Source organism: Clostridioides sp. LIBA-2809 (assembly GCF_056688965.1).
Genome location: NZ_CP197004.1, coordinates 2,869,134 through 2,895,820, shown reverse-complemented (window position 1 = coordinate 2,895,820; position 26,687 = coordinate 2,869,134). Strand labels below are relative to the sequence as shown.

Below are 26,687 nucleotides of genomic sequence, written 5' to 3'. Positions count from 1 at the left end.
TTTATGAAGAAAAATTCAAAAAAAATACTTATAACTTTAACTATTATTACCAATATAATATATATATTATGGAGAATTTTTTATACAGTTCCTAAAGAAGAAGGTATGTTTGCTTTAGTATGTGCCATAATACTGCTTTTTGTAGAGATAATAGGAATGATGGAAATGTTTGTGCATTATTATGGTATGTCAAAGATTGAGTATCCTGAAAAGCCCATTATAAGTGAAGAACTTTACCCTCATGTGGATGTATTTGTTGCAACATATAATGAATCTGTTGATTTGGTGAGAAAAACCATAAATGGATGTGTTCATATGCAGTATCCAGATAAGAAAAAGGTACATATATATATATGTGATGATGGTAATCGTGAAGAAATGCGTATTCTAGCAGAAAAAATGGGTGTGAATTATATAACTAGAACGGAAAGAGAAGGAGCTAAAGCTGGGAATTTAAATAATGCAATGCAACATACAAACTCTCCTTTGATTGCTACATTTGACGCAGATATGATACCAATGCATGATTTTTTGATTGCTACAGTACCATACTTTTTGAAAAATGAGCAGGCTAAAAAAGATGGAGAAAAAGAGACATATGAAAAGGTTGGTTTTGTACAAACTCCACAAAGCTTTTATAATCCAGATTTGTTCCAATTTAATTTGCACTCTGAGGGTAGAATTCCAAATGAGCAAGACTATTTTTATAGAGATATTCAATTAGCTAGAAATAGGACAAATTCTGTAATTTATGGTGGTAGTAATACAGTTATTTCAAGAGAAGCTCTGGAGGAAGTTGATGGATTTTATACTTATTCTATTACAGAAGATTTTGCAACAGGTATATTAATTCAAAGTAAGGGATACAGATGCTATGCTATTCCGGAAGTACATGCATCAGGTCTATCTCCTACTGACTTAAAAAGTCTTATTAAGCAACGTGAAAGATGGGCACGTGGGTGCATACAAACTGGTAGACGATTAAATATTTTGTTTAGGAGAGGTTTAGGATTTTGGCAGAAAATAAGTTATATTTCTTCAATTACTTATTGGTATGCAAGTATAAAACGCTTTGTATATATAATGGCACCTATTTTATTTTCTGTGTTTAATGTGATTGTAGTAAAATGTACATTACTTCAAGTATTGATATTTTGGTTACCAATGTATATTTTAAGTAGCTTGTCTCTTAAAATATTTTCTCAAAATATAAGGAACACTAGATGGACTAATATATATGAAACTATAATGTTTCAGTCTTTAATGCCATCGGTAATACTTGAAACGTTTGCAATATCTAAAAATAAATTTTCGGTGACAAATAAGGATAAATTAGAAGATAATAGAATGTATAAGTTTTTACAGGGAATACCGTATTTTATTTATATAGTGTTATCTATAATAGGAATTTTAAAAATGTTTACATCAATATTTAAAGTGGGTTCAATGACGTATTCAGTTGTTTTATTTTGGCTAATTGGAAATCTTTTTAATCTTGTTATGGCTACATTATTTATATCAGGAAGACAACAATTAAGAAAATCTGAGCGTTATATTGCTGAAATTAATTTTAAGTTAAAGCAAAATTCTTATGCTCTTTCTTCAAAAACAATTGACATATCAGAAAATGGATTTGCGTTTTTGTTAGAAAACCCAGAATATATTTCTCCAGAAGAAGAGTTTGAGGTAGAGTTTAGAGAAAAATCGGGAAACGAAATGTATATAGCTAATATGAAAGCAAAGGTTGTTAATGTTGTAGAAGTGAATTCAAAATGGAAATATGCAGCTTATATTACACATATTGAAGACAATGAAGTAGATAACTGGATGTGTATTGTTCATGATAGAATACCTACTTTGCCAATGACAATATCGAATCAACTAGGTTTCTTTGATGATTTGCAAATTAACCTAAAAAAACGTATTGAAAAAAACAGAACACTATCACGAAGAAGCCCAAGAATTAATATGAATTTTCATATAGATATAAAAGATATAGGTAAATTAAGAATAGTAAATTTTAATTATCAATATGTATTATTAAATTTTGAAAATAAAAATATTTATCCTAAAGAAATAGCTTTGGAAATTAATGAAAATATTGTATTAGAATGTGATTTATGTGAGGGGAAAACTGATGAAAGAGGCATTTTATATAAAGTGAATAACATTGACAGTATAATGCAAAATTTCTTTTTAAGAAATGAAATGATGGATTGGATATTACAAAATAAGACAATTATTGTTTCAGAACCTAGTAAAAAGAAAGAAGAAAGCAAAGATGAGTTTGAACCCATGGAATATATTTAGGAGAGATGAAATGAAGACTTTAAAAGTGTTTTTTTGTTCTGTAAAATATCTTATTTTGGTGTTTATTTTCTTTATAAACGCTACTTTTACAAGTTCAGCAACAAGTGACAAAACCTTAGATTTATCTTTTAAGAAGATAGAGAATAATATAAGTTCTAATATTACACATGAAGATACAGGTATAAAAATAGAAACAGATGATTCTAAGAGTGATAAGGAACGTTATTTATATATTTATCAAAATATAAAAGAAAATTGGGGTATGTACCATAATTTTTATATTGAGATTCAAAATAAAAATGAAAGCTCTCAGAGAATAAATTTAAGCATACAAAATAAAAATATGCTTGAGTTTAGATTAAAAGAAGGTAGTGAAGTATTTTTTGAAGATAAAAATATAATATATTCAGATAAAATAAAAGATGGATGTATAGAAGTGCCAGGAGAATTTAAAGGTAAAATTTATGTAAATTTTAATAGTTTTATAAATGATAAAAGTAATGTATTACTGGATTCGAGTATGCTTTCAAATATTGTTAGTTGGGGAATTACATTTATCCCATCTGATGAAGGACATAATGTTGTTACTATAAGAAAGTTATCTTTGTTAGTCGAGGATAAATTAGAATCTTTGCATAATATTAGAATAACTGGAGATGAAGAAGTACAAATACCGGTATTGGGTCAAAGTATAAGTCAGTACAATGTATTAGGTCTTGAAAATAATTCAAAGATTAAGTATTCTCTTATAGAAAAACAAGATAGTGTAAATATATCTCAAAAAGGTAAGTTGACGTTAAGTGATAAATCCAAACCTGGACAAATTATTTTACAAGTTGACGTTAATGATAAATTTAAAGTCGGCAAAAAAATAACATTAACTCAATCTTGGAGTATTAATAAAAAAGATAAAGATGGTGTTCTATATACATTAGTATCACCTAAACAATCACCAACAGTACAAGATATGAAAAAAATAAACTTTATGAATAATAGCATAATATTTATTCAAATTTTATTTATATCTTTAGTAATAATATGCTTTGGGATTTATTTGTATTGGAAAAAACATTCAAAAACTAAGTAAAGAGAGGAGGTTAGATTGTGTTATTTTCAAGCTTAATTTTTTTATTTTATTTTTTACCAATAACATTGGTATTGTATTATGTGTTTAGATTTAATCGAACTATACAAAATATGATATTACTAGTTGTTAGTTTATTTTTTTATGCTTGGGGAGAACCAAAATTTGTTGTTATTATGATAGCTTCTATAATAATGAATTATATATTTGGTTTACTAGTAGATAGATACAGGGAAAGTAAAATAAAAGTGAAAATTTTTCTAGTTTTAATGTGTGTATATAATATAGGTGTTTTATTTATATTTAAATATCTAGCTTTTGCACTAAGAAATATTAGCGAACTTATTAGTATTGAATTGACTATACCTAGTATTGTTTTACCTATAGGAATTTCATTTTTTACATTTCAAGGAATGTCTTACGTTATAGACGTTTATCGTAGGCATGGAGAAGTTCAAAAAAATCCTTTTTATGTGGGACTTTATATAGCTTTTTTCCCTCAATTAATAGCAGGGCCTATAGTTAGATATGAGAGTGTAGCAGAGCAAATTCTTAATAGAAAAGAGACTTGGGATAAGTTTTCTATTGGGACTTGTAGATTTATAACAGGTCTAGGCAAAAAGGTATTAATTTCAAATAACATGGCTATAGTAGCGGACTATATTTATACCATGAATAGTCAAGGAGAAATAGCTGCATCACTTGCATGGCTTGGTTCGATAGCTTATACCTTGCAAATATTCTTTGATTTTTCTGCTTACTCGGATATGGCTATAGGTTTAGGTCTTATGTTTGGTTTTAAATTTGAAGAAAACTTTAATTATCCATATATATCAAAATCAATCACTGAGTTTTGGAGAAGATGGCATATTTCTTTAGGAATGTGGTTTAAGAGCTATATATACTTTCCACTTGGTGGTTCTAGAGTAGCAAATAAAGATATTATGATTAGAAATATGTTTATAGTGTGGTTATTTACTGGAATATGGCATGGAGCAGAATGGACATTTGTAATTTGGGGAATTTTAAATTTTGTTTTCTTAATTATAGAGAGATTTATAATGTTTGAAAAGATTGAAAATCATAATTTTATAAAACATATTTATACTTTATTAGTAGTTAATTTTGGGTGGGTATTATTTAGATCCCCCAATTTAAAAGAAGCATATAACTATTTTAAAGCTATGTTTGGAGGAAGTGGGGTTATTTGGAGTGATTATACATATATGTTTTTAAAAGAATACTGGATTTTCTTTATATTTGCGTTTATTTTTAGTGTGCCTATTGCGAAGAAAATTAATAAGTTTGTTGTTGAACAAGCTAAATACAGTATGCTATTTAATGTATTTTATCCAATATCAGCTATTCTATTGTTCTTTATTTCTGTGACATATTTAGTAACTGGAAGCTATAATCCATTTATTTATTTTAATTTTTAGTTAAGGGGGGAAAAGTATGAATAGATTTTTTAAAGTAAGATTAATAACTGCAATTATGTTCTTAATTGTTTTATTCGCTTTCTCTATCTTTAATATTTGTTATTCTGGAAAAGATATGATACATGAAATAAAAAATTCAGTTGCTAAGAGAAATAGTTTAAAAGATACAATATCATCTATTGATAATACAGTAAATGATAAAGTAATATATAAAAATACATTTATTGAAACTTATGGATATTTACAAAAGTTAATGGGTAAAAATGAGTTTTCAAAGTTTAGTGTTGTAAAGGATACTTCAGGGAAAATGCATTATACATATTTTGCTAAAGCTCCAAATCAAGTTGGTGTACTAGCAGATAGGGTAAGAAAATTTTCTGAAGAAATGGAAAAACAAGACACGAAATTAGTTTATTTAATGACTCCAGATAAGTATGTAAAAGGAGTGACAAAATTTCCAAAAGGGATACCTTATTCTTACAGCAATGAGACCGCAGATAATTTTTTAAGCCAACTCAAAAAGTACAATGTGGACTATATTGATTTTAGGGAAAATATTTTAAAAAGCGGTATTCCAAAAGATGATTTATTTTTTAAAACAGACCATCACTGGAAAGTAGAAACTTCTTTTTGGGCATTTGGAGAACTAGTTGAGCAACTTAATAAAAAATATAATATGAATTTAGACAGAAATAATTATTATAGAGATAAGGAAAATTATAATTCAATTGTATACCCTAAATCATTTCTTGGTTCTATGGGAAGAAAGACAGGTATTTTATATGGTGGGATAGATGATTTTACATTAATTTATCCTAAATTTAAGACCAATTATACTTATTATACAGATTCTAAATCGCAAAAATTTGAATTAAAAGGCAGATTTGAAGAGAGCTTGATATTATCATATCCTTTTAATGCAGACCTTAATTTAATGGATGGTCAATCAGATAAGTATTTTACATATTTATTGGGAAATAGACCATTAGTTAAGATAAAAAATATAGAAAATCAAGAAGGATTAAAAGTGCTATTTGTTAAAGACTCTTTAATTGTACCAACAGCAGCCTTCTTTTCCTCTGTTTGTTCAACTATAGATATGATAGACCCTAGATATTATGATGGAGATATATTGGAATATGCAAAGTCTCAAGACTATGACTTTGTTTTTATATCTGTATATCCTCAAAATCTTACAAAAGAATTCTTTCCATTTTGTGAGTAAGTTTTTAAATAAATTTTCTAATAAAATAAAAAATAAATGGGAGTGTCTCAAAATGAACTTTTTAGTTCATGAGGCATTCTTTTTTGTATGAAATCAAATATATTTTTATTATTTCAACAATGAAAAAGAGGCTTGTCTCTATTTTTAGACAGCCTCATCTATTTCCATACTTATTTTAAGAAATATTTTTCTTACTAAATACTTCTTTATCGACTTTTCCGAGTGATTTTCCTACAGTAATTGATGATACCATAGCACCATTAACATTTATCATTGTACGTCCCATATCTAATATAGGGTCTATTGCAAGTATACCACCAACTAATGGGAAATAAGAACCAAGACCAACTCCAGATATAACAACTGAAACTGCCATTGTAGCAGTTCCTGGAAGACCTGCTATTCCAAAAGAACTAATTGTTATAACTATTAACAACATAACATAAAAACTCATATCCATGTTTACACCAGCCATATTTGCAAGTGTAACAGCCATTAAAGCGGGATATATACCTGCACAACCATTCATACCCATATTTGCACCTAAACTTGCTGTAAAGCTTGATACACCCTCATCAACTCCATGATTTTGTACTAGGCTTTCTATTGTTACAGGCAATGTTCCTAAGCTAGAACGCGAAGTAAATGCTAGAAGTAGGGCTTCAGTTGAATTTTTTATATAAGTAATGGGATTTAGTCCATTTAGAGTTATAAAAATCAAATGTATAACAAATAATATTGCAACTGATATATAAAGTGCTAATATAAAATGTAAAACAGATACTATTGAGCTAATACCTTGTGAAGTTATTGTATTTGCAAGTAGAGCAACCACAGCATAAGGCATAAATTTAATAACAGTCATAGATACACTTACAATTATCTTGTAAGATGCTTCTATAAAATCTATAAATGGTTTTATTGTTTCAAAATGTTTTTTACTTAATCTCTTTATTGATGTAGCTATAAATGTAGCAAATATTATTGTAGCTACAATATTTCCATTTGCCATAGCCATTACAGGATTTGATGGTAGTAACCCTCTTAAAGTATCTACAAGAGAATTTATTTCTTTAAGCTCTTGATTTCCTCCTAAAGCAGGGAGATTAACTCCTACACCTAACTTCATTATATTTGCAACTACAATTCCAACAATAGCAGCTATAGCAGTAGTAGTAAGAAGCATACCTAAAGACCTAAATGTAAGTGTTCCAAGATTATTATCTTTCATATTAATAATTACCTTTATAATTGATAAGAAAACTAAAGGTACTACTAACATTTTTAATAAGTCCATGAATCCAGAACCAAATAGACTATACCATTTACTTACTTCCTGTAACCAAGTGACTTGAGTTGTATCATTAGGAAAACCAGCAAAAGCTTGAATTATAATTCCTAATATAAGTCCGAGTATTGTAGCATATATTGTTCTCAATGAAAATTTGATTTTTTTCTTTTCAAATTGTCTAACAATAAAGAATGTACCTAGAAGCAAGATTATAAAAAAAATCGTTTTAAAATTTGTAATCATAAGAAATTGTGATAAGAATGAACTTTCCAATATTTTTTCTCCTTTATCTAAAAATAAATTTTTCTAAGTCTAAATAATATCAATATATTAAAAAAATGTCAATATTATATCATAATTTACTAAAATAGAATAAATTAATTTAATTTACAGAAATGTGATTAAATACAGAAAAATAGGGTATAATATATGTTTAAAGAATTTGAATTGGGGTAAGAAAAGATAAAATAGCTTTTATAAAATTTGATTTCAAACAAAATAATGTGAAAAAAATAACTTTGATTTATTATAAAGATGTGTACATAGAATATATATCAAATGAAAAGCTCAAAATAAGTAAAGAAATTAATTAGACATCAAAGGAGAGATAAAATGAGAGTAATAATAATTGGTGGTGTTGCAGCTGGGATGAGTGCTGCAGCTAAATTAAAAAGAATAAAACCTGAATATGAGGTTGTTGTTTACGAAAAAACAGAGATAGTATCTTTTGGTGCTTGTGGATTGCCATATTTTGTTGGTGGATATTTTGATGATGCTAATGACTTATTAGCAAGAACACCTGAAAAACTTAGAGAGTCTGGGATTGATTTAAATATATTTAGAGAAGTTGTTGAGGTTGATAGTGAATCTAAGAAAATAAAAGTAAAAAACGTAAAAACAGGTGAAATACATGAAGATTACTATGATAAATTGATGATAGCAACTGGGGCAAGAAGTATTATGCCTCCTATAAAAAATGTAGAATTGAAGAATGTTTCTATGTTAAAAAGTTTATACGATGGAGAGTATCTAAAAAAGATTTTAAGTGATAAAGAAAATAAAAGAGTTACAATAATAGGTGCTGGATTTATAGGATTAGAAGCAGTTGAGGCATGTAAGAAGTTAGGCAAAAATGTGCATGTAATTCAATTGGAAGATAGAATATTACCTCAAGTATTTGATAAGGAAATTACAGATGTGTTAGAGGAAGAAATAAGACGACATGATGTTAAATTGCACTTGGATAAAATGGTTGTAGAACTGTATGGAAAAGATAAAGTAGAAAAAGTTATAACAAATAAAGGGGAAATAGATACGGATGTAGTAATAATTGCTACTGGTGTAAGACCTAATACAGAGTTTTTGTCAAACACTAATATAGAAATGCTAAAAAATGGAGCTATAGTAGTTGATGAGTACGGAAGAACTTCTGTAAAAGATATATACTCTGCTGGTGACTGTGCAACCATAAAGAATATAGTAAGTAATGAAAATATATATGTACCTTTAGCAACTGGAGCTAATAAATTAGGTAGGATAGTAGGAGAAAACCTAGGAGGGAGAGAAGTTTCTTATCAAGGTTCACTATCTTCAAGTTGTATAAAAATTATGGATATGGAAGCTGCTTCAACTGGAATTACAGAAAGACAAGCTAAAGATTTAGGCATAAATGTTAAATCTAAATTTATTTCTGATTATAATCAAACACACTATTATCCAGGAAGAAATAAAATATATGTAAAGCTTGTTTATGATGCAGATACAAAAGTTATTTTAGGAGGACAAGTGGCTGGGTTTAAGGATGCTGTTCAAAGAACAAATGTACTGGCTGCTGCTATTTTTGGGAAAATGACTACAAATCAGCTTGGAATGTTAGATTTGTGTTATGCTCCACCATTTGCAAGAACATGGGATGTTTTAAATGTGGCTGGAAATGTATCTAAATAATATCATTTAATTTGTGACTAACAAGTACTTAAAGGAATGAATTTACTCTGCAATATTTCATAAAGGTAAAATTCATTCCTAATTTTTTGTCAATAAAGATAAACAGAATTATTCATCAAAATTTAAATGCAAACTTAGTCTATCTTCTCCAAGAAGAGTATTTTCAAAAACATTAGTAGCATTTTCTAAGTACATACTAGGCATATCTAATGATGGACTAAAATGTGTTAGTAAAAGTTGCTTAACATTTCCTAATTTTGCAAGATTTGCAGCTTCTCTAAAAGTCATATGTTTGTTTCTAACAGCTTTTGATATGTCTAAATCATCGCCATACATAGCTTCACATATGAATAAATCACTATCTTTTATAAAGTCTGGTATTGATTCTATAGGTCTTGTATCAGTTGTAAGACTTATTTTAACTCCCTTTCTTGATTCTCCCAAAACCATATCTGGAGTGTATTTTTTTGAATCTAAAACTACACTTTGACCTTCTTGTAGCTTTTTCCATAACATTTTAGGAACTTCATTTCTAGTTGCCTTATCTATATCAAATTTAGGATTTCTTCTAAAATTAAAACTGTATCCTAAACACTCTATGGAGTGTTCTAAATCAATTGTTGAAATTTCTACATTTCTTAAAAATTCATTATCTAAAGAAAAACTGCCTTGAGGATTCTCTATAATTTTTAAAGTATATGGTATATATTCTACTAAATTTCTCATAGAACGAATACAATCAACTATTCCAACTGGGCCAATTATAGTTAAATCACTTGTACGACCGCTATTTCCAATAGTTGATAGAAGTCCTAAAAGTCCAAATATATGGTCACCATGTAAATGGGTTATACAAATCAAGTCTATATCTTTAAAGCCACATTTTTTTAGCTTCATGGATACCTGAGTGCCCTCACCACAATCAATTAGTATTTTTCTACCTTTATAATTTATGAATACAGAAGATAGAAATCTGTTTGGCATAGGGACATTTCCACCACATCCAAGTAAAGTTAAATCTATCATTTTTTCCCCTTTCTAAAATTAACACAAATCTGTTGTTTGTTTTTATTATAATATCCTATTATAATTATTTTAACATTAAATATAGCAATAGATGTGTATTTGAGTCAAGAAATATTGTCAAATAGTTTTTTTGTATTGCAATATATAAAAATTTTATGAGAAGAAATTGAATTTTATTTTTAGAAACATTTAAAGGAGGATAAATTAATGAAAATACTAAAGAAAATAACTATTTTGTCATTAATTACATTAACTTTGGTTGGATGTAGTAATGGAGAAAGTAAAAAAACTATTGAAGGTTCTAAGAAAACTCAAAGCTCTAAAGAAGATGAACAAGCAATAATAGTACATAAAGATGCAAATATATTGAAAGATAGGTATGAGTCACCAAAAGGTTTTAAAAGAGTGGATGTAGAAAAAGGTAGTTTCGAATCATTCCTTAGAAATACTAAGTTAAAAAATTATGGTGAGAAGGTAAAGTATTATAATGGTAAAACTAAGGAATCAAAAGGCATTTATGATAGTGTATTCGATGTTGATATTGGTAATAGAGATTTACATCAATGTGCAGATGCAATTATGCTTATGAGAGCTGAATACTTGTATCAGAATAAGAGGTATGATGAAATAAGTTTTGACTTTGTCGATGGTTTTAAGGCTAAGTATTCAAAATGGGCAGAAGGATATAGAATTTCAGTAAAAGATAGTGGTTCAAGTTGGTATAAATCGACTGAATATTCAACATCATATGAGAGCTTTAGGAAGTTTATGGATATAGTATTTGCTTATTCAGGAACTTTATCTCTTGAAAAAGAATTGAAGCCTGTAAAAATTGAAGATATGCAAATAGGAGATGTGTTTATAGTTGGTGGAAGTCCAGGACATGCAAGTATAATCATGGATATGGCAGAAAATGAAAAGACTGGAGAAAAGATATTTATGATAGCTCAAAGCTACATGCCTGCACAACAAACTCAACTTCTTATTAACCGTAAAAATACAAACTTAAGCCCTTGGTATAGTTTAGATTTTGAAGGCGATTTAACAATACCTCAATGGACCTTTAAAAGAGACCAATTAAAAAGATTCTAAAATAATTTTATATAAAATAAAAGAAAAATATAGATACGAAAAAATGTAATTAGATTAAAACTAATTGGATATGGACAAAATTAAATTGATAGATAAATATTAAAAATTATACTAATTAATCTTATGTATGCTTAATATTTACCTAAAAAGTTTTATATAAAATATAAATTTTATACTAAAGCTAAAACTAATTTGAGGAGGATAATTTATATTGAAAATTAGAAGATATTTAATTTTGGTAATTATAATTCTAATTACAACAAGTCAGAGTTTTATTTCTTGTGGGCTAGAGCAATCTGAAGAAATAACTATTTTTCACACTAATGACATACATGGAAGATATTCTGAAGGTAATGAACAAATACAAATAGGTAACCTAGCTACATTGAAAAAAGAAACTCCAAACTCAATTTTAGTAGATGCAGGAGATTGTTTACATGGACTTCCAATAGTAAATATGGACAAGGGTAAAAATGCGATTGAATTGATTAAGTGTGCTGGTTATGACTACATTACTCCTGGAAATCATGACTTTAACTATGGAAAAGATAGATTGTTTGAATTATCACAAATTGCTAGTTCAGGAGATAACACTTTAAAATTTTTATCATCAAATATCCTCAAAAATGGTGAAAAAGTCTTTGAGAGTAACGATATAAAAGAAATAGATGGTATAAAAATAGGATTTTTTGGACTTACAACTCAAGAAACAAAGAGCAAAACAGGATTTAAAAATGTGGAAGGATTAGAATTTGCAAATCCTATAGAATATGCAACAGAGCAAGTAAGTGAGTTGAAAAGAAACGGTGCAGATGTAATAGTTGCAATATGCCATATTGGTACTAATAGTTTGAGTAAGCCAAATAGCATAGATATAGCCAATGAAGTACAAGGTATCGATTTAATTATTGATGGGCATAGTCATACTAAATTTGAAAATGGCAAGCAAGTTGGTGACACATTGATTGTAAGTACAGGACAATATCTAGAAAATATTGGCGAAGTAAAACTAACACTTAATACTAGTGATATAGAAAATATAAAAATAGAAAATAAATCAGCTAGATTGATAGATAAGGAAGAAGCATTAAAATATGAATTGGATGATAGTATAAGTAAAAAGATTGATGAAATAAAAGAACATCAAGAAAAAATATTAGATAAAGTTATAGGTGTAACAAAAAACACTCTAGATGGCTCATATGAAAATGTAAGGACAAAAGAAACTAATTTAGGTAATTTAATAAGTGATATTTTACTTGATAAGACTAAGGCTGATATTTCTCTATTTAATGGAGGGAATATCAGAGATACAATAGAAAAAGGGAACATAACAAGAAGAGATATTGTAGATGTATTTCCTTTTAACAATACAATAGTTACCAAAGAACTTACAGGAGCACAAATTAAAGATGTATTAGAGCAAGGAGTAAAACTCTATCCAGAAAAGAATTCAGCCTTTTTACAAGTAGGAGGAATCTCATATTATTTTGACCCAAAGCAAAAAGAAGGAGAAAAAATAACTGGTATTTTAAAAGATGGAAAGCCATTAGATTTGAATAAAAAGTATATAGTTGCAACTAATGACTATATAGCATCAGGTGGGGATGATTTTAGTTGCTTTTCAAAAGAGCCAGTATTAAATGATTTTGGAAATTTAGAGAGTATAGTAATTGAATATATAGAGTACAAAAAAGAAATATCACAAAGTGTAGATGGAAGAATTAGTATCAAGTCTAAAAAAGAGATAGCAAGTAAGAGTCAAGATAGTGAATTGATAGTAGGGGAAAATAAAGAAAATATTAGTGATAATGAAGGTAGTATACCTAATAATGATATAAAAAATTCTGATAGTGAGAAAAGTAAAAAAATAGATAAAAGAAAACCTATAGAGAGTTCTAATACAGGAGTATATAAAAGAGAAGCTAAAGAAAAATCTCCTAAAACAGGAGACTTAGGTTTTTCAAATAGTATGATTGTATTTATAGCATCTGGTACATTACTATACTTATTAAATTTTAATCAAAAAGATTTAAAAAGCAAAAAGTCAAAATAAAAATTAATAAGTAAGAGTTAGCAAATAAAAATTTAATCTTAGATACTAATAAAAGAGCAAAGGTAATTAGTTATATAAATACTAATGCCCTTTGTTTTTTTTGTGTTTAAGTATATTTATAATTAAGTGAAATCCAATTAATAACTTATGAAATATTTATAAATTGATAAATAAAATGCTTTTACTAGTATGATATAATTTAGCTAGTATGTATGATAATGGAGGATAGAAGGATGAATAATATATTACTTTTAGAGGATGATAAATCTTTAAATAGGGGAATTAGTTTTAAACTAAAAAAAGAAGGATACAATGTTTTTAATGCATTTAGCATAGAGGAAGCAAAAAATATTTTCGTAAAAGAGGAGATAAATTTAATTATTTCCGATATAGGTCTTCCTGATGGGAGTGGTTTTGATTTTTGTGAGGAGATTAGAAATAAAAGTGATGTATACATAATAATGTTGACAGCCCTTGATGAAGAAGTGGATATTGTTACAGGATATGACTTAGGTGCAGATGATTATATTACAAAGCCATTTAGTTTAATGGTATTAATATCAAAAGTGAATGCATTTATGAAAAGGGTAAATACAGTAAAAAATTATACTTTATTGGTTTGTGATGATTTATTTTTTTATTATATAGAAAATAAGTTGATTATAAAAACAGATGATAAAGAAGAAGAGATAATTTTAAGCAAAACGGAAACTAAACTCTTAAGATATTTGATGGAAAATTCAATGCAGACATTAACTAAAGAACAACTGTTAGAATCTTTATGGGACAATAGTGGAAATTTTGTAGATGATAATACGATTGCAGTAAATATAAGAAGACTTAGACAAAAAGTAGAAAAAAATCCATCTGAGCCTAAGTATATAAAGACAGTAAGGGGTGTTGGATACATGTGGGGGGAAAGGAGTATAAAAAAATGTTAAAAAGTATGAATGTCAAAGATAGCTTGAGTATGAAAGATGATTATATAATGAGAAGAGTTATTGTGTGCTCTATCTTATCTGTACTAATAGTAACGCTTGTATTTATACTCTTTGAATATAATAGATTACATAAATTATATGAATATCAAATAAGAAATACTCAAAGTATTGCTGGGATATTGATTGAGAAATATCCAAATGATGAGATAGATATAGTAAAATCTATTTACAATTCTGATTATAGTAAGGTGGCTATTGGAGAAAAAGCATTTAAAAAATTTGGATATGGATTAGAAAATAAAATGTCAAATGATAAAAATTTTGGACTATATTTAAAAACCTTTTTTAAAGAATCAGTTTCTGTTTTTGTAGTAATGTTTATAGTTGTTACAGGTATAATATATTATTTTATAAGATACATAAATAAAAGATTGAGTAAAATTTATTTTATAGTAGATAAGATGTCACAAGAAAATTACTTGAAGGATTCTACTGAGTTAGAAGATACTGGTTATCTAGTAGAATACAATGAGTATTTTAAAGAAGGTACATTTAGCAAGATAAATAACTGTCTATATGAGTTGAATAGAAGTTTAAAGATAAAGTTTATTAAATTAGAGAAAGAAAAAGAAAGTGTAAAGTCATTAGTAACAGATATTTCCCATCAACTAAAAACTCCTTTAGCATCATTAAAATTATATAATACATTGCTTATAGAAGAAGACTTAGAGGAAGACGAAGCTCAAGAGTTTTTAGTAACTAACAAAAATTCTATAAGTAAATTAGAAAGCTTAATAAATTCTTTAGTTAACATATCAAGGCTAGAGATTAGCATGATAAACATAAAAAAAGAAGATAATGATATAAAAAATACTATTTTAAATGCTGTAAAAAGTGTGCTTCCAAAAGCTAAGAGTAAAAATATAACATTAAATTTAAATGAATTCAATAGTAGAATTATACCTCATGATAAAAAATGGACTGAAGAGAGTATTTTTAATGTATTAGATAATGCTGTAAAATACACACAAATGAATGGGGAAATAAATATATCTGTAGAGGAAACTGCCAATTATTTTAAAATTATAATAGAGGATAATGGTAGTGGGATTAAAAAGAGTGAATTTAATAATATATTTAAACGTTTTTATAGAGGTATCTCTGAGGAAATCGAATCTATAGAAGGTAGTGGAGTAGGATTGTATCTAAGTAGAAAAATATTAGAAGAACAGGGTGGAAATATTATGGTTTCTTCTAAAGTAGGAGTAGGAAGTAAGTTTTCTTTGTTTCTTACAACTATGTAATATTAAATGAAAGGAAAATGTAAGCCTCTACATTTATTATATAAGTATAGACAGCTCCAAAAAATAAAGAGTAATAAAAAATGGGGTAATATAACTTAGAATGAGAGGGAAATTTTATGAAAATACTATACACTGAAAACTTATCAAAACATTATGGAGCAGGAGAAAGCTTAGTAAGAGCTTTGGATAATGTTAACTTAGAAATAAATGAAGGTGAATTTGTTGCAATAATAGGAAAATCAGGTTCTGGAAAAAGCACGCTTTTACATATGATTGGAGGACTTGATATACCTACATCTGGGAATGTATATATAGATAATAAAAATATATTTACATTAAAAGAAGAAGAACTTGCTGTATTTAGAAGAAGAAAGATAGGATTTATATTTCAAAGCTATAACCTAATCCCATCTCTTAATGTGTGGGAAAATGTAGTATTACCAATCGGTCTAGATGGTAGAGAAGTGGATGAACATTTTATAAAAGAACTTCTAAAATCATTGGGACTTGAAAATAAACACGATGTTTTACCAAATACATTATCAGGTGGTCAACAACAAAGGGTAGCAATAGCAAGAGCTTTAGCTACAAGACCTGCTATAATACTTGCAGATGAACCAACTGGAAACCTAGATTCTAAAACATCTGATGAAGTTATGAGTATTCTAAAGTCTATGTCTAAGAAATACAGTCAAACTTTAGTTATGATAACGCATGATGATAGTATAGCTCAAATGGCTGATAGAGTTATATTTATAGAAGATGGTAGGGTATCAAAGGTTGGTGGTAAAAATGATTAATACTACTAAAATAGCAAAAAGTAATCTAAAGCAAAATAAATCAAAAAGTATTTTAATAATAATCACTATAATACTTTCAACTTTAATGCTTTCATCTATTGGAATTTATATTATTGATGCAGGTACATATCAAAAAGAAAATACTATAAAGTATTCAGGTAATTATCATGGTGTATTAGCCAATGTAGACGAAAAACAAGCTAATATATTGAGTAATCATGCAGATGTAGAATTAACTGGTGAAATGAATGGAGTAGGTTTTGAGAAGCTAGAAGATGATTCAAATATTTCTCTAGCATACATGAATGAAGATACTTTAAGATTAAATAACTTTGAGTTTGTCAAAGGTGAGTTACCAACAAAAGAGAATGAAATTGTGTTGGATAGAGGGGCTTTAAAAGCACTTGGTTATAGTAATAAAAATTTAGGTGAAAAGATAAAAATAGCTTATAATGACTATAAAAGTGACAATAGAATTGAAAAAGAGTTCATTATAACTGGAATTTTAAAAACTAGTGAAATATCTGAAGCAGGTAAATATTATTCTGCTATTATATCAGAAACATATATGAAAAATACTAGAGATATGTCACAAGAAGATTTTAATATATATGTAAAATTAAACGATAAAAGTAATTTATCGATAGAACAAGCTAAATCAAGATTAAATAAGATTGCTAATGATATAGGGTTGGATACGATTAATGTAGTTGTAAATGAAAACTATATAAATGCTTTAAAACCTGATATGGAAATAATTATGGGTGGAGTTTTTGTAGGGTTAGTAATCGTATTGTCTAGTATTTTAGTAATATACAATATATTCTATATTTCAATAGTTACAAAAGTTCAAGAATTTGGAAAGCTTAGAGCAATTGGTGCAACTAAAAAACAAGTAAAAAATATAGTATTTAAGGAAGGTTTTATCTTAGCAGGGATTGCAATACCAATAGGAACAATTTTAGGTTATGCGCTTGCAAATATTATAATAAAATTAGTTATGGATATGAATGTAAAATCATCACAATTACCAGTTATATTATTGGTTGTAGTAATAAGCTTTATGTCTGTTGTGTTATCACTTTTAAAGCCAATGAAAGTAGCATCAAAAGTATCTATAGTTGATGCAGTAAGGTATACTGGAAATAAAATAAGTAATAAAAATAAGAGAAAAGGTCATAAAAATATAAATTTAAATAGATTATCACAAGCTAATTTAGAAAGAAATAAAAAGCGTACTTACATGACATTGGTATCTCTTATATTGAGTGGAACTATATTTATAACAGTATCAACTGCCTTAGAAAGTTTTGATGCTGAGAAGATGGCAAGAGCAAATTTTCCTTATGATATAGAAGTTAGGCTTTCTGGTTATGAAATGGATAGTGATAAAAATCCTAAAAATAATTTGAATATTTTGCAAATGAATAATCCTTTAAGTAAAGACTTTTTAAATCAAATAAAAAATATAGAAGGAATTAAAAAAATAGAGTCTGCAAGTAGTATAAAGGTTGGAATGGATGATTATGATGTTGAATTTAAACATGACCTTTTACAAAGTGTAGATGAAAATGATGTGAAATCATTAAATAATAATTTAGTAGATGGGAAAATAAATTTTGAAAAACTGCAAACAGGAGATGAAATAATAATTACTCATGTTGATACAGCAAAAGAAATGGGAGTAAAGGCAGGAGATAAAATAAAATTAACTCTATATGATGGAGATAAAGTAATAAAAAAAGAATTTAAGGTTCAAGCAATAGCTATGGGGTCTCCGAGCTTTGGTATAGGAAAAGATTTTATAGATAGAACTTTGAAAAATGATTCAACAAGTAGTTTAGGAATATATACAGAAGAAGGAAAGTATCAAGAAATAAAAGATAGCATAAAGAAAATAGCTAAATCTAATGGATTTCTAGAAACTGATTTTTTAGATAGCAGAATAGAGTCAAATAAAGCTGTGATTTCATTTATAAAAATAATGGGATACACTTTAACAGGTATAATAGGTGTTATCGGATTTATGAATCTTGTAAATACAATGATAACTAGTATAGTTACTAGAAAGAAAGAACTTGGTATGCTTCAAGCCATTGGTCTTACTAATAAACAATTAGTAAAAATGCTTAACTCAGAGGCTATATATTATACTTCTAGAATGATGATAGGAAGTATTTTATCTGGAGGAATATTAGGATATATTGCTGTTATATTCCTAAAAAAGACTGGCTTATCTTATGCAACATATGCTTTACCAATAGTACCAATCCTATTGATGGCTGTATGTATTATTATAGCTCAATTTATAACAACTTATTTAATAGGAAAAAGTTTCAATAAAGAATCACTTATTGATAGAGTAAGGTATAGTGAATAAAGTATGGATATTTAATGGATAGTTTTTTAGTAATAAAAATAAGCACACAAAAAAATAATCAAATAGATTAAATTATATAGATACAGAGCAGACAATTAAAATAATGTTTGCTCTGTATTTTTTGTGCAATCAATAGCTATGTCTAATAAATGGATATTATTCATATCAGCAAATGTATCGGTACAATTTCAAAAAAACATAAAATTGTACCATATAAAATGAAAATTTTGTATAATAAGCGTATATAAAATAAAAAGGAGCTGAATATATATGAACAATAAAATTAATTATGCACCAGGACCAACAGAAACTAGGGAAAATGTAAGGTTAGCAAGAGCAGAGAAGACAACAAACCCAGATATAGATGTTGATTTTGTTGAATTTTATAAAAAAACGTGTGAAAAGTTTGGTAATATAGTTGGTACAAAAAATGATGTTTACATATTGAGTGGTGAAGGTATATTAGGGCTTGAAGCAGCTTGTGCATCACTTACAGAAAAGGGAGATAGAGTCCTTGTAATTGATAATGGTATATATGGAGAAGGTTTTAAGGATTTTGTAACAATGTATGGTGGAGAGTATGTGCTTTTTTCAAGCAAATATACAAAAAGTATAGATGTTGATGAATTAAAGGCATTTTTAGATAAAGATAGTAACTTTAAGTATGCAACAGTTGTACACTGTGATACTCCAACTGGTGTATTAAACGATGTAAGTAAAATATGCCCATTACTTAAGGAATATGGGATATTAACTGTAGTTGATTCTGTAGCAGGTATGGTTGGAGAGAGATTAAATGTAGATGAATCTAAAATAGACATAATATTAGGTGGTTCGCAAAAAGCTATCTCTGCACCAGCAGGTCTTACTATAGTTGGGATAAGTAAAGATGCGAAAAATTGCATAAAGAATAGGAAAACAGATGTAATAGGTTTTTATTGTAATTTAAATATATGGGAAGGTTATTATGAAAAAAAATACTTTCCTTATACAATGCCAATAAGTGACATAATAGGTCTTGATAAAGCTCTTGATAATATATTAGAAGAGGGAATAGAAAAAGTATTAGATAGACATGAAAAAATAGCTTATAGTGTCAGAAAATCTATTGAGGAATATGGTCTAGAATTATTTTTAGAAGAAGGATATTCTAATACAGTCACAGCTATAAAAATTCCTGAAAGTATAGGAGCTTTAAAACTTACCAATTACATGCTTAAAAATTATAATACACTTGTTGCAACATCGTTAAATCAATACATGGACACTATTTTAAGAATAGGTCACATGGGGGAAAATGCTAATCTAAATAAAATAGAGCACATACTAAATGTTTTGGGTAAGAGTCTAAGTGCATTAGGATTTAAAGGAAATGGAAGTTTGTTAGATTTATTTAATAAGTATTATTTTTAATAGATAGACAAGGGGGATGAAGCATGGAAATTACAGCTAAACAAAAATTTACGACGAAAGACATGGTGGAAACTTCACTATTAATAGCTTTAGTATTTATTGCAACTAAATTTATAAATATAAGGTTGCCAATATCTATAAATGGTGGACTTGTTCATTTAGGAACAGCGATGTTATTCATATCAGCGATAGTATTTGGAAGTAAGAAAGGTGCCTTATCGGGTGCTATTGGTATGTCGCTTTTTGATTTAATATCTGGATGGACTCTATGGGCTCCATTTACTTTTATAGTTAGAGGTATTATGGGTTATTTACTTGGAAAGATTGTATGGGCAAATGGCAAGAATGGAAATAATTTTTTAATTAATGTAATAGGTGTAGCTGTCTCATCAATTTGGATGTTATTTGGATATTATGTAACAGAGGTTATACTTTATGGCAATTTTGTAGTACCTCTTACTTCAATACCAGGTAATTTAATGCAAGTATTAATAGGTCTTATAATAGCACTTCCTATTTCTAAAATATTGAAAAAATGTATGAAATGATAGTAAAGTAGATTAAAATTTATGATAGCATAAATTATATTGTATAATATTAAGGTGAAGTACATAATAAAAATATTTTAGGATAGGGGCTAACTCAATATGTTATCAGTTACAAGATATTCAGTTAGAAATGCTCGTTTAAAGCCGTGGGTAAAGTTTATTTGGTATCTTAAGACAGATGAAAATATATTGTTAAACAATAAGTTACTACCCACAGATAGTATAGATATTATTCTTAATCTTTCTGATATTATAGAATATAAAATTGAAAACCAAAACTATACAACTAGTAATATACATTTTAATGGAATAAGAGATAAACATGGATTTATTATTCAACATGGAAATATACGTGTTATGGGGATTTCTTTTTATCCATTTGGTCTTTATCCATTTTTAAAGATACCAATTTCAGAGTTTAATAGTCAAATTGTCGATTTAGAACAAGTATCAGAGGTCTTTGCAAAAAAATTGGAAGAGTCATTAAATAAAATATTATCAATAGAAAAAGCAGTCTTACATTTAGAAGAAGTATTATTATCCATATTAGAAGAAGGGGTAATAGAAAATAAATCTGTAAAGCTTTTGGATTCATTTATATATGGCAATAGTTCTAATAATGTAAAATCATTTTGTGATAATATGAATATAAATATTAAGACCTTGGAAAGAATCTGTTTAAAGTATACTGGGTATACACCTAAAATTCTAAAGAGAATATGCAGATTTAAAATGGCAAGTAATCAGCTTATTCACACCTATAAAAATAATGAAATTTTTGACTTTATTTATGAAAATGAGTACTATGACCAAGCACACTTTATAAAAGAATTTAAAGAATTCTCAGGGACATCACCAATTAAATTTATTAGTGAGAATAAGACTATTAAAGAAAATATAAGGTATAGTTACTTGTAATTACACTGTCGATTTTTTACAATACCTCTAATTTAGTTTTTGATATGATATAAGAAAAATAAATTGGAGGTTTTGTATATGAAAATTATTACAGAGATAGTGGAATTTAGTGTGGAAGAAAACTTGTCAAAAGACGAGTTTATAGAGATTGTAAATGATTTAGAAATGAAATTTCATTCTATACAACCTGGTTTTATTGATACAGAGCTTTTGTATGATGAAAAAAGCCAAAAATGGATTATGATACAACATTGGGACTCTATGGAAGACCTTAAGAATTCTTCTAGCAAGATGTTTAAGGATTCTTCAACTGAGAAATTTAGAAAAGCCTTAAAAAGTCAAACTGTTAAAATGAACATAATGCCACAAATTAAAAGCTGGAAATTATAGTATTAAATCTAAAAAGTAATTAAACCACAAGAAAATAAATTAGCCAAATAACATTTTGTATTAAAATTGTTATTTGGCTTTTAATATATATTTTAATATTTAAACATTATCATCTAAAAAAACTATTGCTGTACGAGATGCAACAGGTAGTTTTGAAGATGGTGGGGCTGAACTAAAGTATACATTATAGTCTAGTAAATTTTCTTTTTTTGTATTTCCTCCAAACTCTATCATATCAGTACTTAGTATTGTTTTATAGTTTGTATTTTGAAATTTTGAAATATCGACTGACTGTATTAGATTAGGATGGAAATTAAATATAAATAAATATTTGCCCTTACTGTACACTAAAAGTTTTTTATCATTATCCATATGTATAAGTTCATAGCTATTTTGGATAAAAACATCACCGTATTTTGTAAGTTCAAGCATAGCATTATCAAAGTTTAATAATTGTTTATATTTTAAAGTATCATTTTCTGAAAGGTTCCATTGTCTTCTAGCATACTTATAACTCCAATTATTTCCTTCTCGTGGAAAATCAATCCATTCAGGATGTCCAAATTCATTTCCCATAAAATTTAGGTAACCTTCACCAGCTAAAGAAAAAGTTATTAATTTAATTAGCTTAATTAGAGATATGGCTCTATTGATAACATGGTTATTTGAGTCTATTTCCATATTCCAGTACATTTCCTTGTCAGCCAACCAAAAAATAATTGTTTTGTCACCAACTAACGCTTGGTCATGAGATTCACAATAACCTATATTTTTTTCACCAGGACGTCTAGTTGTAAGCTCATACCACATTTTACCTAAATCCCAGTTTTCATCAGATAAGTTAGAAATAGTTTTTATCCAAAAATCTGGTACTCCCATTGCAAGTCTGTAGTCAAATCCTATTCCACCATCTTCTATAGGTATACACATACCAGGCATTCCGCTCATATCTTCTGCGATACTTATTGAATTAGGTTTAATCTCTTTTATTAATTCGTTTGCAAATTGGAGATATGTTATGGCTTCAATATCTGTATTCATGCTAAAATATTTTTTATAACTATCAAATGAAACTCCAAGACCATGGTTATGATATAACATTGAGGTTACACCATCAAACCTAAAGCCATCAAAATGGTACTCATTTAACCAAAATTTTATGTTTGAAAGTAAAAAATGGATTACTTCGGGTTTACCATAGTTAAATAGCTTTGTACCCCAAGCAGGATGATTTCCTTTTGAACCTGAGTGGAAGAATTGATGTTCACTTCCATCAAACTCATTTATTCCCTCCAAAGTATTCTTTACAGCATGAGAATGAACTAAATCTAATAAAACAGCAATTCCCATAGAATGAGCAGTATTTATGAGATTTTTTAAGTCTTCAGGAGTACCAAACCTAGATGAGATTGCATAAAAGTTTGAAACTTGATACCCAAAAGATGCATAGTATGGATGTTCCATAATAGCCATAAGCTGAATAGTATTGTATCCAGATTTTTTTATTTTAGGAAGTATATTTTCAGTAAATTCACTATACGTTCCGATAGATTCGTTTTCAGTAGCCATGCCTATATGACATTCATAGATTAGTGGAGAAGTTATGCTTTTTAAGTCAAATTCATTATCAGTCCAGACAAATGGAGTTTTTGGTTGCCATATTTGTCCATTAAATCCACCAAAATCCTTTTGAATTACTCTTTTTATATATAGTGGTATACGGTCAAATGTTTTTCCATTTGCAGTTACTTGTACTTTTACCTCTGATTTGTGAGGTAAGCTATCTTTACCAGGAATAAATATCTCCCAATTACCAGAACCAACTTTTTTGAGAAGATGAGATTTTCTATTCCAATTATTAAAGTCACCAATTAATGATAAACTGTCTGCATTTGGAGCCCATTCTCTGTAAAACCATCCATCATTTGTTTGATGAAAGCCATAGTAAAGGTGAGCATTTGCAAAAGAATTAAAATCTTTATAGTTAGTTAATATTTTTGATTTCACATCTTCATAGTGTTTCATTCGCTTTTTTATATCAGACTCAAATGGTTGCAGGTATACATCAATGTCTAAAATTTTAAATCTTTTTTGACTTTTCATTTTATTTCTCCTCCATAATAAATATTACATCTAAAAAATAATATTTATCTCATACTATCTTCTCTATATAATTGATATATATTATATAATCCTAATAAAAAGCTTAAACCACCAATGATTAATTTCATAATTTACCTCCTTAGTATTTACACTTATATATCATATTCATCGAAATTTAAAAGTTTGTTTAAAACTCTTTTAATAATATCATAATCAAAGCCTTTATAGGAAAGATGTTGAGAAATTTTTTGATATATTTTCTTTTTATCTTCCTTCTTTACCCTTTCAAACCTTTTTTTTGCTAGATACATAGCATTTTCAAATTCAGTATCCTTATCCAATTCAGACACAGCTTCATCAATTGTACTTCTATTGATACCTTTATTATATAGATTTTGCTTAATTCTGTTTTTACCACATCTATTTAAATTAACATTTGTATTAACTATTTTTTGAGCTAATACACTATCATTTACGAGATTATAATTTTTAAGAAAATCTATAACTCTATCAATTATGTTTTCATCAAATTCTGCTGATAACTTTTCTTTTATTTTTTTTTCAGACTGGTCAGCGTGAGATAAAATATTTAGTGCTTTATTTTTAGCTTTTATATACATCTCATCATCTAAAAGAGGTTTTAATTCCTCTTCATTTATTTCATTACCCTTTTTTAAATTGAATGTATAAACAAGTTCTTTAAATATAGCAATAAAAAATTTATCATCTACATAAATATTAACTCTATCATCATTTCTTTTTTGTTGTTCTATCTTAGTAATTGTGCCCATAAATCCTCCCTTTTTGTATGTAATTATATTAACAAAAGCAACTAATAAAATTTAATAAAAAACTTATATTTATATGTTATATTTTATCAAAATTAAGACAAAATAGTAAAAAGTTATTTTTATTAAAAAGTAAAGTAAAAACATGTTAAATAATTATTTTTTAAAGCATTTTTTAGCATATAAATATAATTATATACCAAAAAAAATAAATTATAAGCTTTAAGAAATAAAAAATAATGGTACAATAGTATTATAACATTAAAAGGAGACAAAATATGAAAAGCGAAAATCTAGTTAAGAAGGCGGAGTTGAAAAATACTGAAAAACTAGAGAAATTTAATCGCCATAAAGGCAAAATCAAAATAGGTATATTGGGAGGTACTTTTGACCCTATACACTATGCTCATTTAGCAACAGCAGAGTTTATTAGAGACAAGTATGACATTGACAAAATTATCTTTATACCATCAGGAAATCCACCACATAAACTATGTATCACTACAGACAAGTATGATAGATATAATATGACACTTCTAGCAACTGAAAGCAACGAAGATTTTTTAGTTTCAAAAGTAGAAATCGAAAGAAAAAAAAGGACTTATACAATAGACACATTAAAATACTTGAAGAAAAAATACAAAGATGCAGATATTTATTTTATAACAGGGGCAGATGCTATTTGTAGTGTTGAAGAGTGGAAAGATGTAAAGAAAAACTTTGAGTTAGCTACCTTTATAGCTGCGACAAGACCAGGAATTAGTTTGTTAAGGTCACAAGAGACTATAGAAAAGTTAACTAAAAAGTATGATGCTGACATTATAACAGTTTATGTTCCATCACTGGATATATCGTCCACATATATAAGGGAACAGCTAAATGAAGGCAAGTCAATACGTTACTTAGTACCCGAAAATGTAGAAAATTATTTATATGAAAATAAACTATATCAATATGGAGATGATTAAATGAACTTAGAGAATATTAACCAGAGACTAAATCAAATGCTACCAGTGGGGAGGCTTAGCCACTCAAAAAATGTTGCAAAATGTGCTGAAAAATTATGTGAGATTTATGGGTGTGACAAAGAAAAAGCTTGTTTAGCAGGAATGATTCATGATTGTGCAAAGTATTTAAGCGATAAAGAAATAGAAGATTATGTAAATAAGTATGAAATATACTTAGACCCAATAGAGGATGGAAATCGCTCTCTATCTCATAGTGTAATTGGGTCATACATATGTAAGTATGAGTTTGGAATAGAAGATGAAGATATTATAAATGCAATCAAATATCATACAACAGGAAGAGAAGATATGTCTCTTTTAGAAAAAATAATTTACATAGCAGATTTAATTGAAGAAGGAAGAAAATTCCCAGTTGTAGATACATTAAGAGATTTAGCATATGGGGGAAAGCTTGATGAAGCACTTTTGACTTCTTTTAATAATACTTTAATGTTTGTTATCAATAAAAAAGAAGAGATACATCCAAGAACAGTTATGGCAAGAAACTATCTAATTAAAGAAAAGTTATTATAAAAAACCTGCATAAAGGTAAATATATTAATAAATTTAAAGTTGACTATGTTACAAAATCGTATTAATATGTTACAATAACTAAGTGTACTTT

At 27.6% G+C, this 26,687-nt stretch carries 21 protein-coding genes; 17 read left to right on the top strand and 4 right to left on the bottom strand.

Translation table 11 applies throughout. From position 1 onward, the window contains the following. Positions 1-3: 3 nt before the first annotated feature. Genes ACTG44_RS13750 through ACTG44_RS13735 form a run of 4 tightly spaced genes read left to right on the top strand, consistent with a single transcriptional unit; the run spans position 4 to position 6,058 of the window. On the top strand, positions 4-2,310 hold the full coding sequence (locus tag ACTG44_RS13750) for a glycosyltransferase (protein ID WP_479917237.1): 2,307 nt from the start codon (positions 4-6) through the stop codon (positions 2,308-2,310). 10 nt (positions 2,311-2,320) lie between these two features. Next, complete coding sequence (locus tag ACTG44_RS13745) at positions 2,321-3,397, top strand: hypothetical protein (RefSeq protein WP_479920641.1); 1,077 nt, start codon at positions 2,321-2,323, stop codon at positions 3,395-3,397. Positions 3,398-3,414: 17 nt separating this feature from the next. Beyond that, positions 3,415-4,833 carry an MBOAT family O-acyltransferase gene (locus tag ACTG44_RS13740; RefSeq protein WP_479920640.1) on the top strand — a complete coding sequence of 473 codons (1,419 nt, stop codon included), beginning with the start codon at positions 3,415-3,417 and terminating at the stop codon, positions 4,831-4,833. 16 nt (positions 4,834-4,849) lie between these two features. After that, on the top strand, positions 4,850-6,058 hold the full coding sequence (locus ACTG44_RS13735; RefSeq protein WP_479919220.1) for an alginate O-acetyltransferase AlgX-related protein: 1,209 nt from the start codon (positions 4,850-4,852) through the stop codon (positions 6,056-6,058). 175 nt (positions 6,059-6,233) lie between these two features. On the opposite strand, the gene ACTG44_RS13730 is transcribed toward ACTG44_RS13735, so the two are convergent. Beyond that, positions 6,234-7,622 carry a cation:dicarboxylate symporter family transporter gene (locus tag ACTG44_RS13730; RefSeq protein ID WP_479917234.1) on the bottom strand — a complete coding sequence of 463 codons (1,389 nt, stop codon included), beginning with the start codon at positions 7,620-7,622 and terminating at the stop codon, positions 6,234-6,236. Between the two features lie 339 nt (positions 7,623-7,961). Here ACTG44_RS13730 and ACTG44_RS13725 point away from each other — a divergent pair, with 339 nt between their 5' ends. Continuing rightward, positions 7,962-9,296, top strand: a complete 1,335-nt coding sequence (locus ACTG44_RS13725; RefSeq protein ID WP_479920639.1) for a CoA-disulfide reductase — start codon at positions 7,962-7,964, stop codon at positions 9,294-9,296. Between the two features lie 108 nt (positions 9,297-9,404). On the opposite strand, the gene ACTG44_RS13720 is transcribed toward ACTG44_RS13725, so the two are convergent. Then, entirely contained in the window at positions 9,405-10,322 is a 918-nt protein-coding gene (locus tag ACTG44_RS13720) for a ribonuclease Z (protein ID WP_479919219.1), read from the bottom strand. 207 nt (positions 10,323-10,529) lie between these two features. Here ACTG44_RS13720 and ACTG44_RS13715 point away from each other — a divergent pair, with 207 nt between their 5' ends. From ACTG44_RS13715 to ACTG44_RS13670, 10 genes are all read left to right on the top strand, one after another. Then, positions 10,530-11,414, top strand: coding sequence for a DUF4846 domain-containing protein (locus tag ACTG44_RS13715; protein WP_479920638.1), 885 nt, complete (start codon positions 10,530-10,532; stop codon positions 11,412-11,414). A gap of 211 nt (positions 11,415-11,625) precedes the next feature. Beyond that, positions 11,626-13,470 (top strand): bifunctional metallophosphatase/5'-nucleotidase, encoded by a 1,845-nt coding sequence (locus ACTG44_RS13710; protein ID WP_479920637.1) that lies wholly within the window; start codon positions 11,626-11,628, stop codon positions 13,468-13,470. A gap of 233 nt (positions 13,471-13,703) precedes the next feature. Continuing rightward, on the top strand, positions 13,704-14,411 hold the full coding sequence (locus ACTG44_RS13705; protein ID WP_021385381.1) for a response regulator transcription factor: 708 nt from the start codon (positions 13,704-13,706) through the stop codon (positions 14,409-14,411). Beyond that, positions 14,405-15,715 carry a sensor histidine kinase gene (locus ACTG44_RS13700; RefSeq protein ID WP_479919217.1) on the top strand — a complete coding sequence of 437 codons (1,311 nt, stop codon included), beginning with the start codon at positions 14,405-14,407 and terminating at the stop codon, positions 15,713-15,715. Before ACTG44_RS13705 ends, ACTG44_RS13700 begins: the two co-directional genes overlap by 7 nt. A gap of 116 nt (positions 15,716-15,831) precedes the next feature. Beyond that, on the top strand, positions 15,832-16,515 hold the full coding sequence (locus ACTG44_RS13695) for an ABC transporter ATP-binding protein (protein ID WP_021385402.1): 684 nt from the start codon (positions 15,832-15,834) through the stop codon (positions 16,513-16,515). Beyond that, the gene (locus ACTG44_RS13690) at positions 16,508-18,895 is read left to right on the top strand and encodes an ABC transporter permease (protein ID WP_479920636.1); all 2,388 of its coding nucleotides are present in this window, start codon (positions 16,508-16,510) and stop codon (positions 18,893-18,895) included. The genes ACTG44_RS13695 and ACTG44_RS13690 overlap by 8 nt, the downstream gene beginning before the upstream one ends. A gap of 270 nt (positions 18,896-19,165) precedes the next feature. Next, complete coding sequence (locus tag ACTG44_RS13685) at positions 19,166-20,308, top strand: pyridoxal-phosphate-dependent aminotransferase family protein (RefSeq protein WP_479920635.1); 1,143 nt, start codon at positions 19,166-19,168, stop codon at positions 20,306-20,308. 23 nt (positions 20,309-20,331) lie between these two features. Next, positions 20,332-20,856 carry an ECF transporter S component gene (locus ACTG44_RS13680; RefSeq protein WP_021385547.1) on the top strand — a complete coding sequence of 175 codons (525 nt, stop codon included), beginning with the start codon at positions 20,332-20,334 and terminating at the stop codon, positions 20,854-20,856. A gap of 99 nt (positions 20,857-20,955) precedes the next feature. Next, on the top strand, positions 20,956-21,774 hold the full coding sequence (locus ACTG44_RS13675; protein ID WP_479920634.1) for a DUF6597 domain-containing transcriptional factor: 819 nt from the start codon (positions 20,956-20,958) through the stop codon (positions 21,772-21,774). Between the two features lie 78 nt (positions 21,775-21,852). Next, complete coding sequence (locus tag ACTG44_RS13670) at positions 21,853-22,164, top strand: antibiotic biosynthesis monooxygenase family protein (protein ID WP_479917224.1); 312 nt, start codon at positions 21,853-21,855, stop codon at positions 22,162-22,164. Between the two features lie 99 nt (positions 22,165-22,263). On the opposite strand, the gene ACTG44_RS13665 is transcribed toward ACTG44_RS13670, so the two are convergent. Both ACTG44_RS13665 and recX read right to left on the bottom strand, forming a co-directional pair. Then, entirely contained in the window at positions 22,264-24,267 is a 2,004-nt protein-coding gene (locus ACTG44_RS13665; RefSeq protein ID WP_021385403.1) for an alpha-amylase family glycosyl hydrolase, read from the bottom strand. Positions 24,268-24,419: 152 nt separating this feature from the next. Further along, entirely contained in the window at positions 24,420-25,058 is a 639-nt protein-coding gene (gene recX / locus ACTG44_RS13660; RefSeq protein WP_021385486.1) for a recombination regulator RecX, read from the bottom strand. Between the two features lie 275 nt (positions 25,059-25,333). Here recX and nadD point away from each other — a divergent pair, with 275 nt between their 5' ends. Together nadD and yqeK are read left to right on the top strand one after the other, a co-directional pair. Continuing rightward, a complete protein-coding gene (nadD, locus tag ACTG44_RS13655) occupies positions 25,334-26,023 on the top strand; it encodes a nicotinate-nucleotide adenylyltransferase (protein ID WP_021385558.1) in 690 nt (229 codons plus the stop codon). Then, a complete protein-coding gene (gene yqeK, locus ACTG44_RS13650) occupies positions 26,024-26,596 on the top strand; it encodes a bis(5'-nucleosyl)-tetraphosphatase (symmetrical) YqeK (RefSeq protein ID WP_479920633.1) in 573 nt (190 codons plus the stop codon). Positions 26,597-26,687 lie beyond the last annotated feature (91 nt).

Bases quoted from the DNA above. Each gene is read 5' to 3' on its own strand.
- ACTG44_RS13750 (WP_479917237.1), top strand. From the start codon at position 4: ATGAAGAAAAATTCAAAAAAAATACTTATAACTTTAACTATTATTACC.
- ACTG44_RS13745 (WP_479920641.1), top strand. From the start codon at position 2,321: ATGAAGACTTTAAAAGTGTTTTTTTGTTCTGTAAAATATCTTATTTTG.
- ACTG44_RS13735 (WP_479919220.1), top strand. From the start codon at position 4,850: ATGAATAGATTTTTTAAAGTAAGATTAATAACTGCAATTATGTTCTTA.
- ACTG44_RS13725 (WP_479920639.1), top strand. From the start codon at position 7,962: ATGAGAGTAATAATAATTGGTGGTGTTGCAGCTGGGATGAGTGCTGCA.
- ACTG44_RS13720 (WP_479919219.1), bottom strand. From the start codon at position 10,322: ATGATAGATTTAACTTTACTTGGATGTGGTGGAAATGTCCCTATGCCA.
- ACTG44_RS13715 (WP_479920638.1), top strand. From the start codon at position 10,530: ATGAAAATACTAAAGAAAATAACTATTTTGTCATTAATTACATTAACT.
- ACTG44_RS13705 (WP_021385381.1), top strand. From the start codon at position 13,704: ATGAATAATATATTACTTTTAGAGGATGATAAATCTTTAAATAGGGGA.
- ACTG44_RS13700 (WP_479919217.1), top strand. From the start codon at position 14,405: ATGTTAAAAAGTATGAATGTCAAAGATAGCTTGAGTATGAAAGATGAT.
- ACTG44_RS13695 (WP_021385402.1), top strand. From the start codon at position 15,832: ATGAAAATACTATACACTGAAAACTTATCAAAACATTATGGAGCAGGA.
- ACTG44_RS13690 (WP_479920636.1), top strand. From the start codon at position 16,508: ATGATTAATACTACTAAAATAGCAAAAAGTAATCTAAAGCAAAATAAA.
- ACTG44_RS13685 (WP_479920635.1), top strand. From the start codon at position 19,166: ATGAACAATAAAATTAATTATGCACCAGGACCAACAGAAACTAGGGAA.
- ACTG44_RS13680 (WP_021385547.1), top strand. From the start codon at position 20,332: ATGGAAATTACAGCTAAACAAAAATTTACGACGAAAGACATGGTGGAA.
- ACTG44_RS13675 (WP_479920634.1), top strand. From the start codon at position 20,956: ATGTTATCAGTTACAAGATATTCAGTTAGAAATGCTCGTTTAAAGCCG.
- ACTG44_RS13670 (WP_479917224.1), top strand. From the start codon at position 21,853: ATGAAAATTATTACAGAGATAGTGGAATTTAGTGTGGAAGAAAACTTG.
- ACTG44_RS13665 (WP_021385403.1), bottom strand. From the start codon at position 24,267: ATGAAAAGTCAAAAAAGATTTAAAATTTTAGACATTGATGTATACCTG.
- recX (WP_021385486.1), bottom strand. From the start codon at position 25,058: ATGGGCACAATTACTAAGATAGAACAACAAAAAAGAAATGATGATAGA.
- nadD (WP_021385558.1), top strand. From the start codon at position 25,334: ATGAAAAGCGAAAATCTAGTTAAGAAGGCGGAGTTGAAAAATACTGAA.
- yqeK (WP_479920633.1), top strand. From the start codon at position 26,024: ATGAACTTAGAGAATATTAACCAGAGACTAAATCAAATGCTACCAGTG.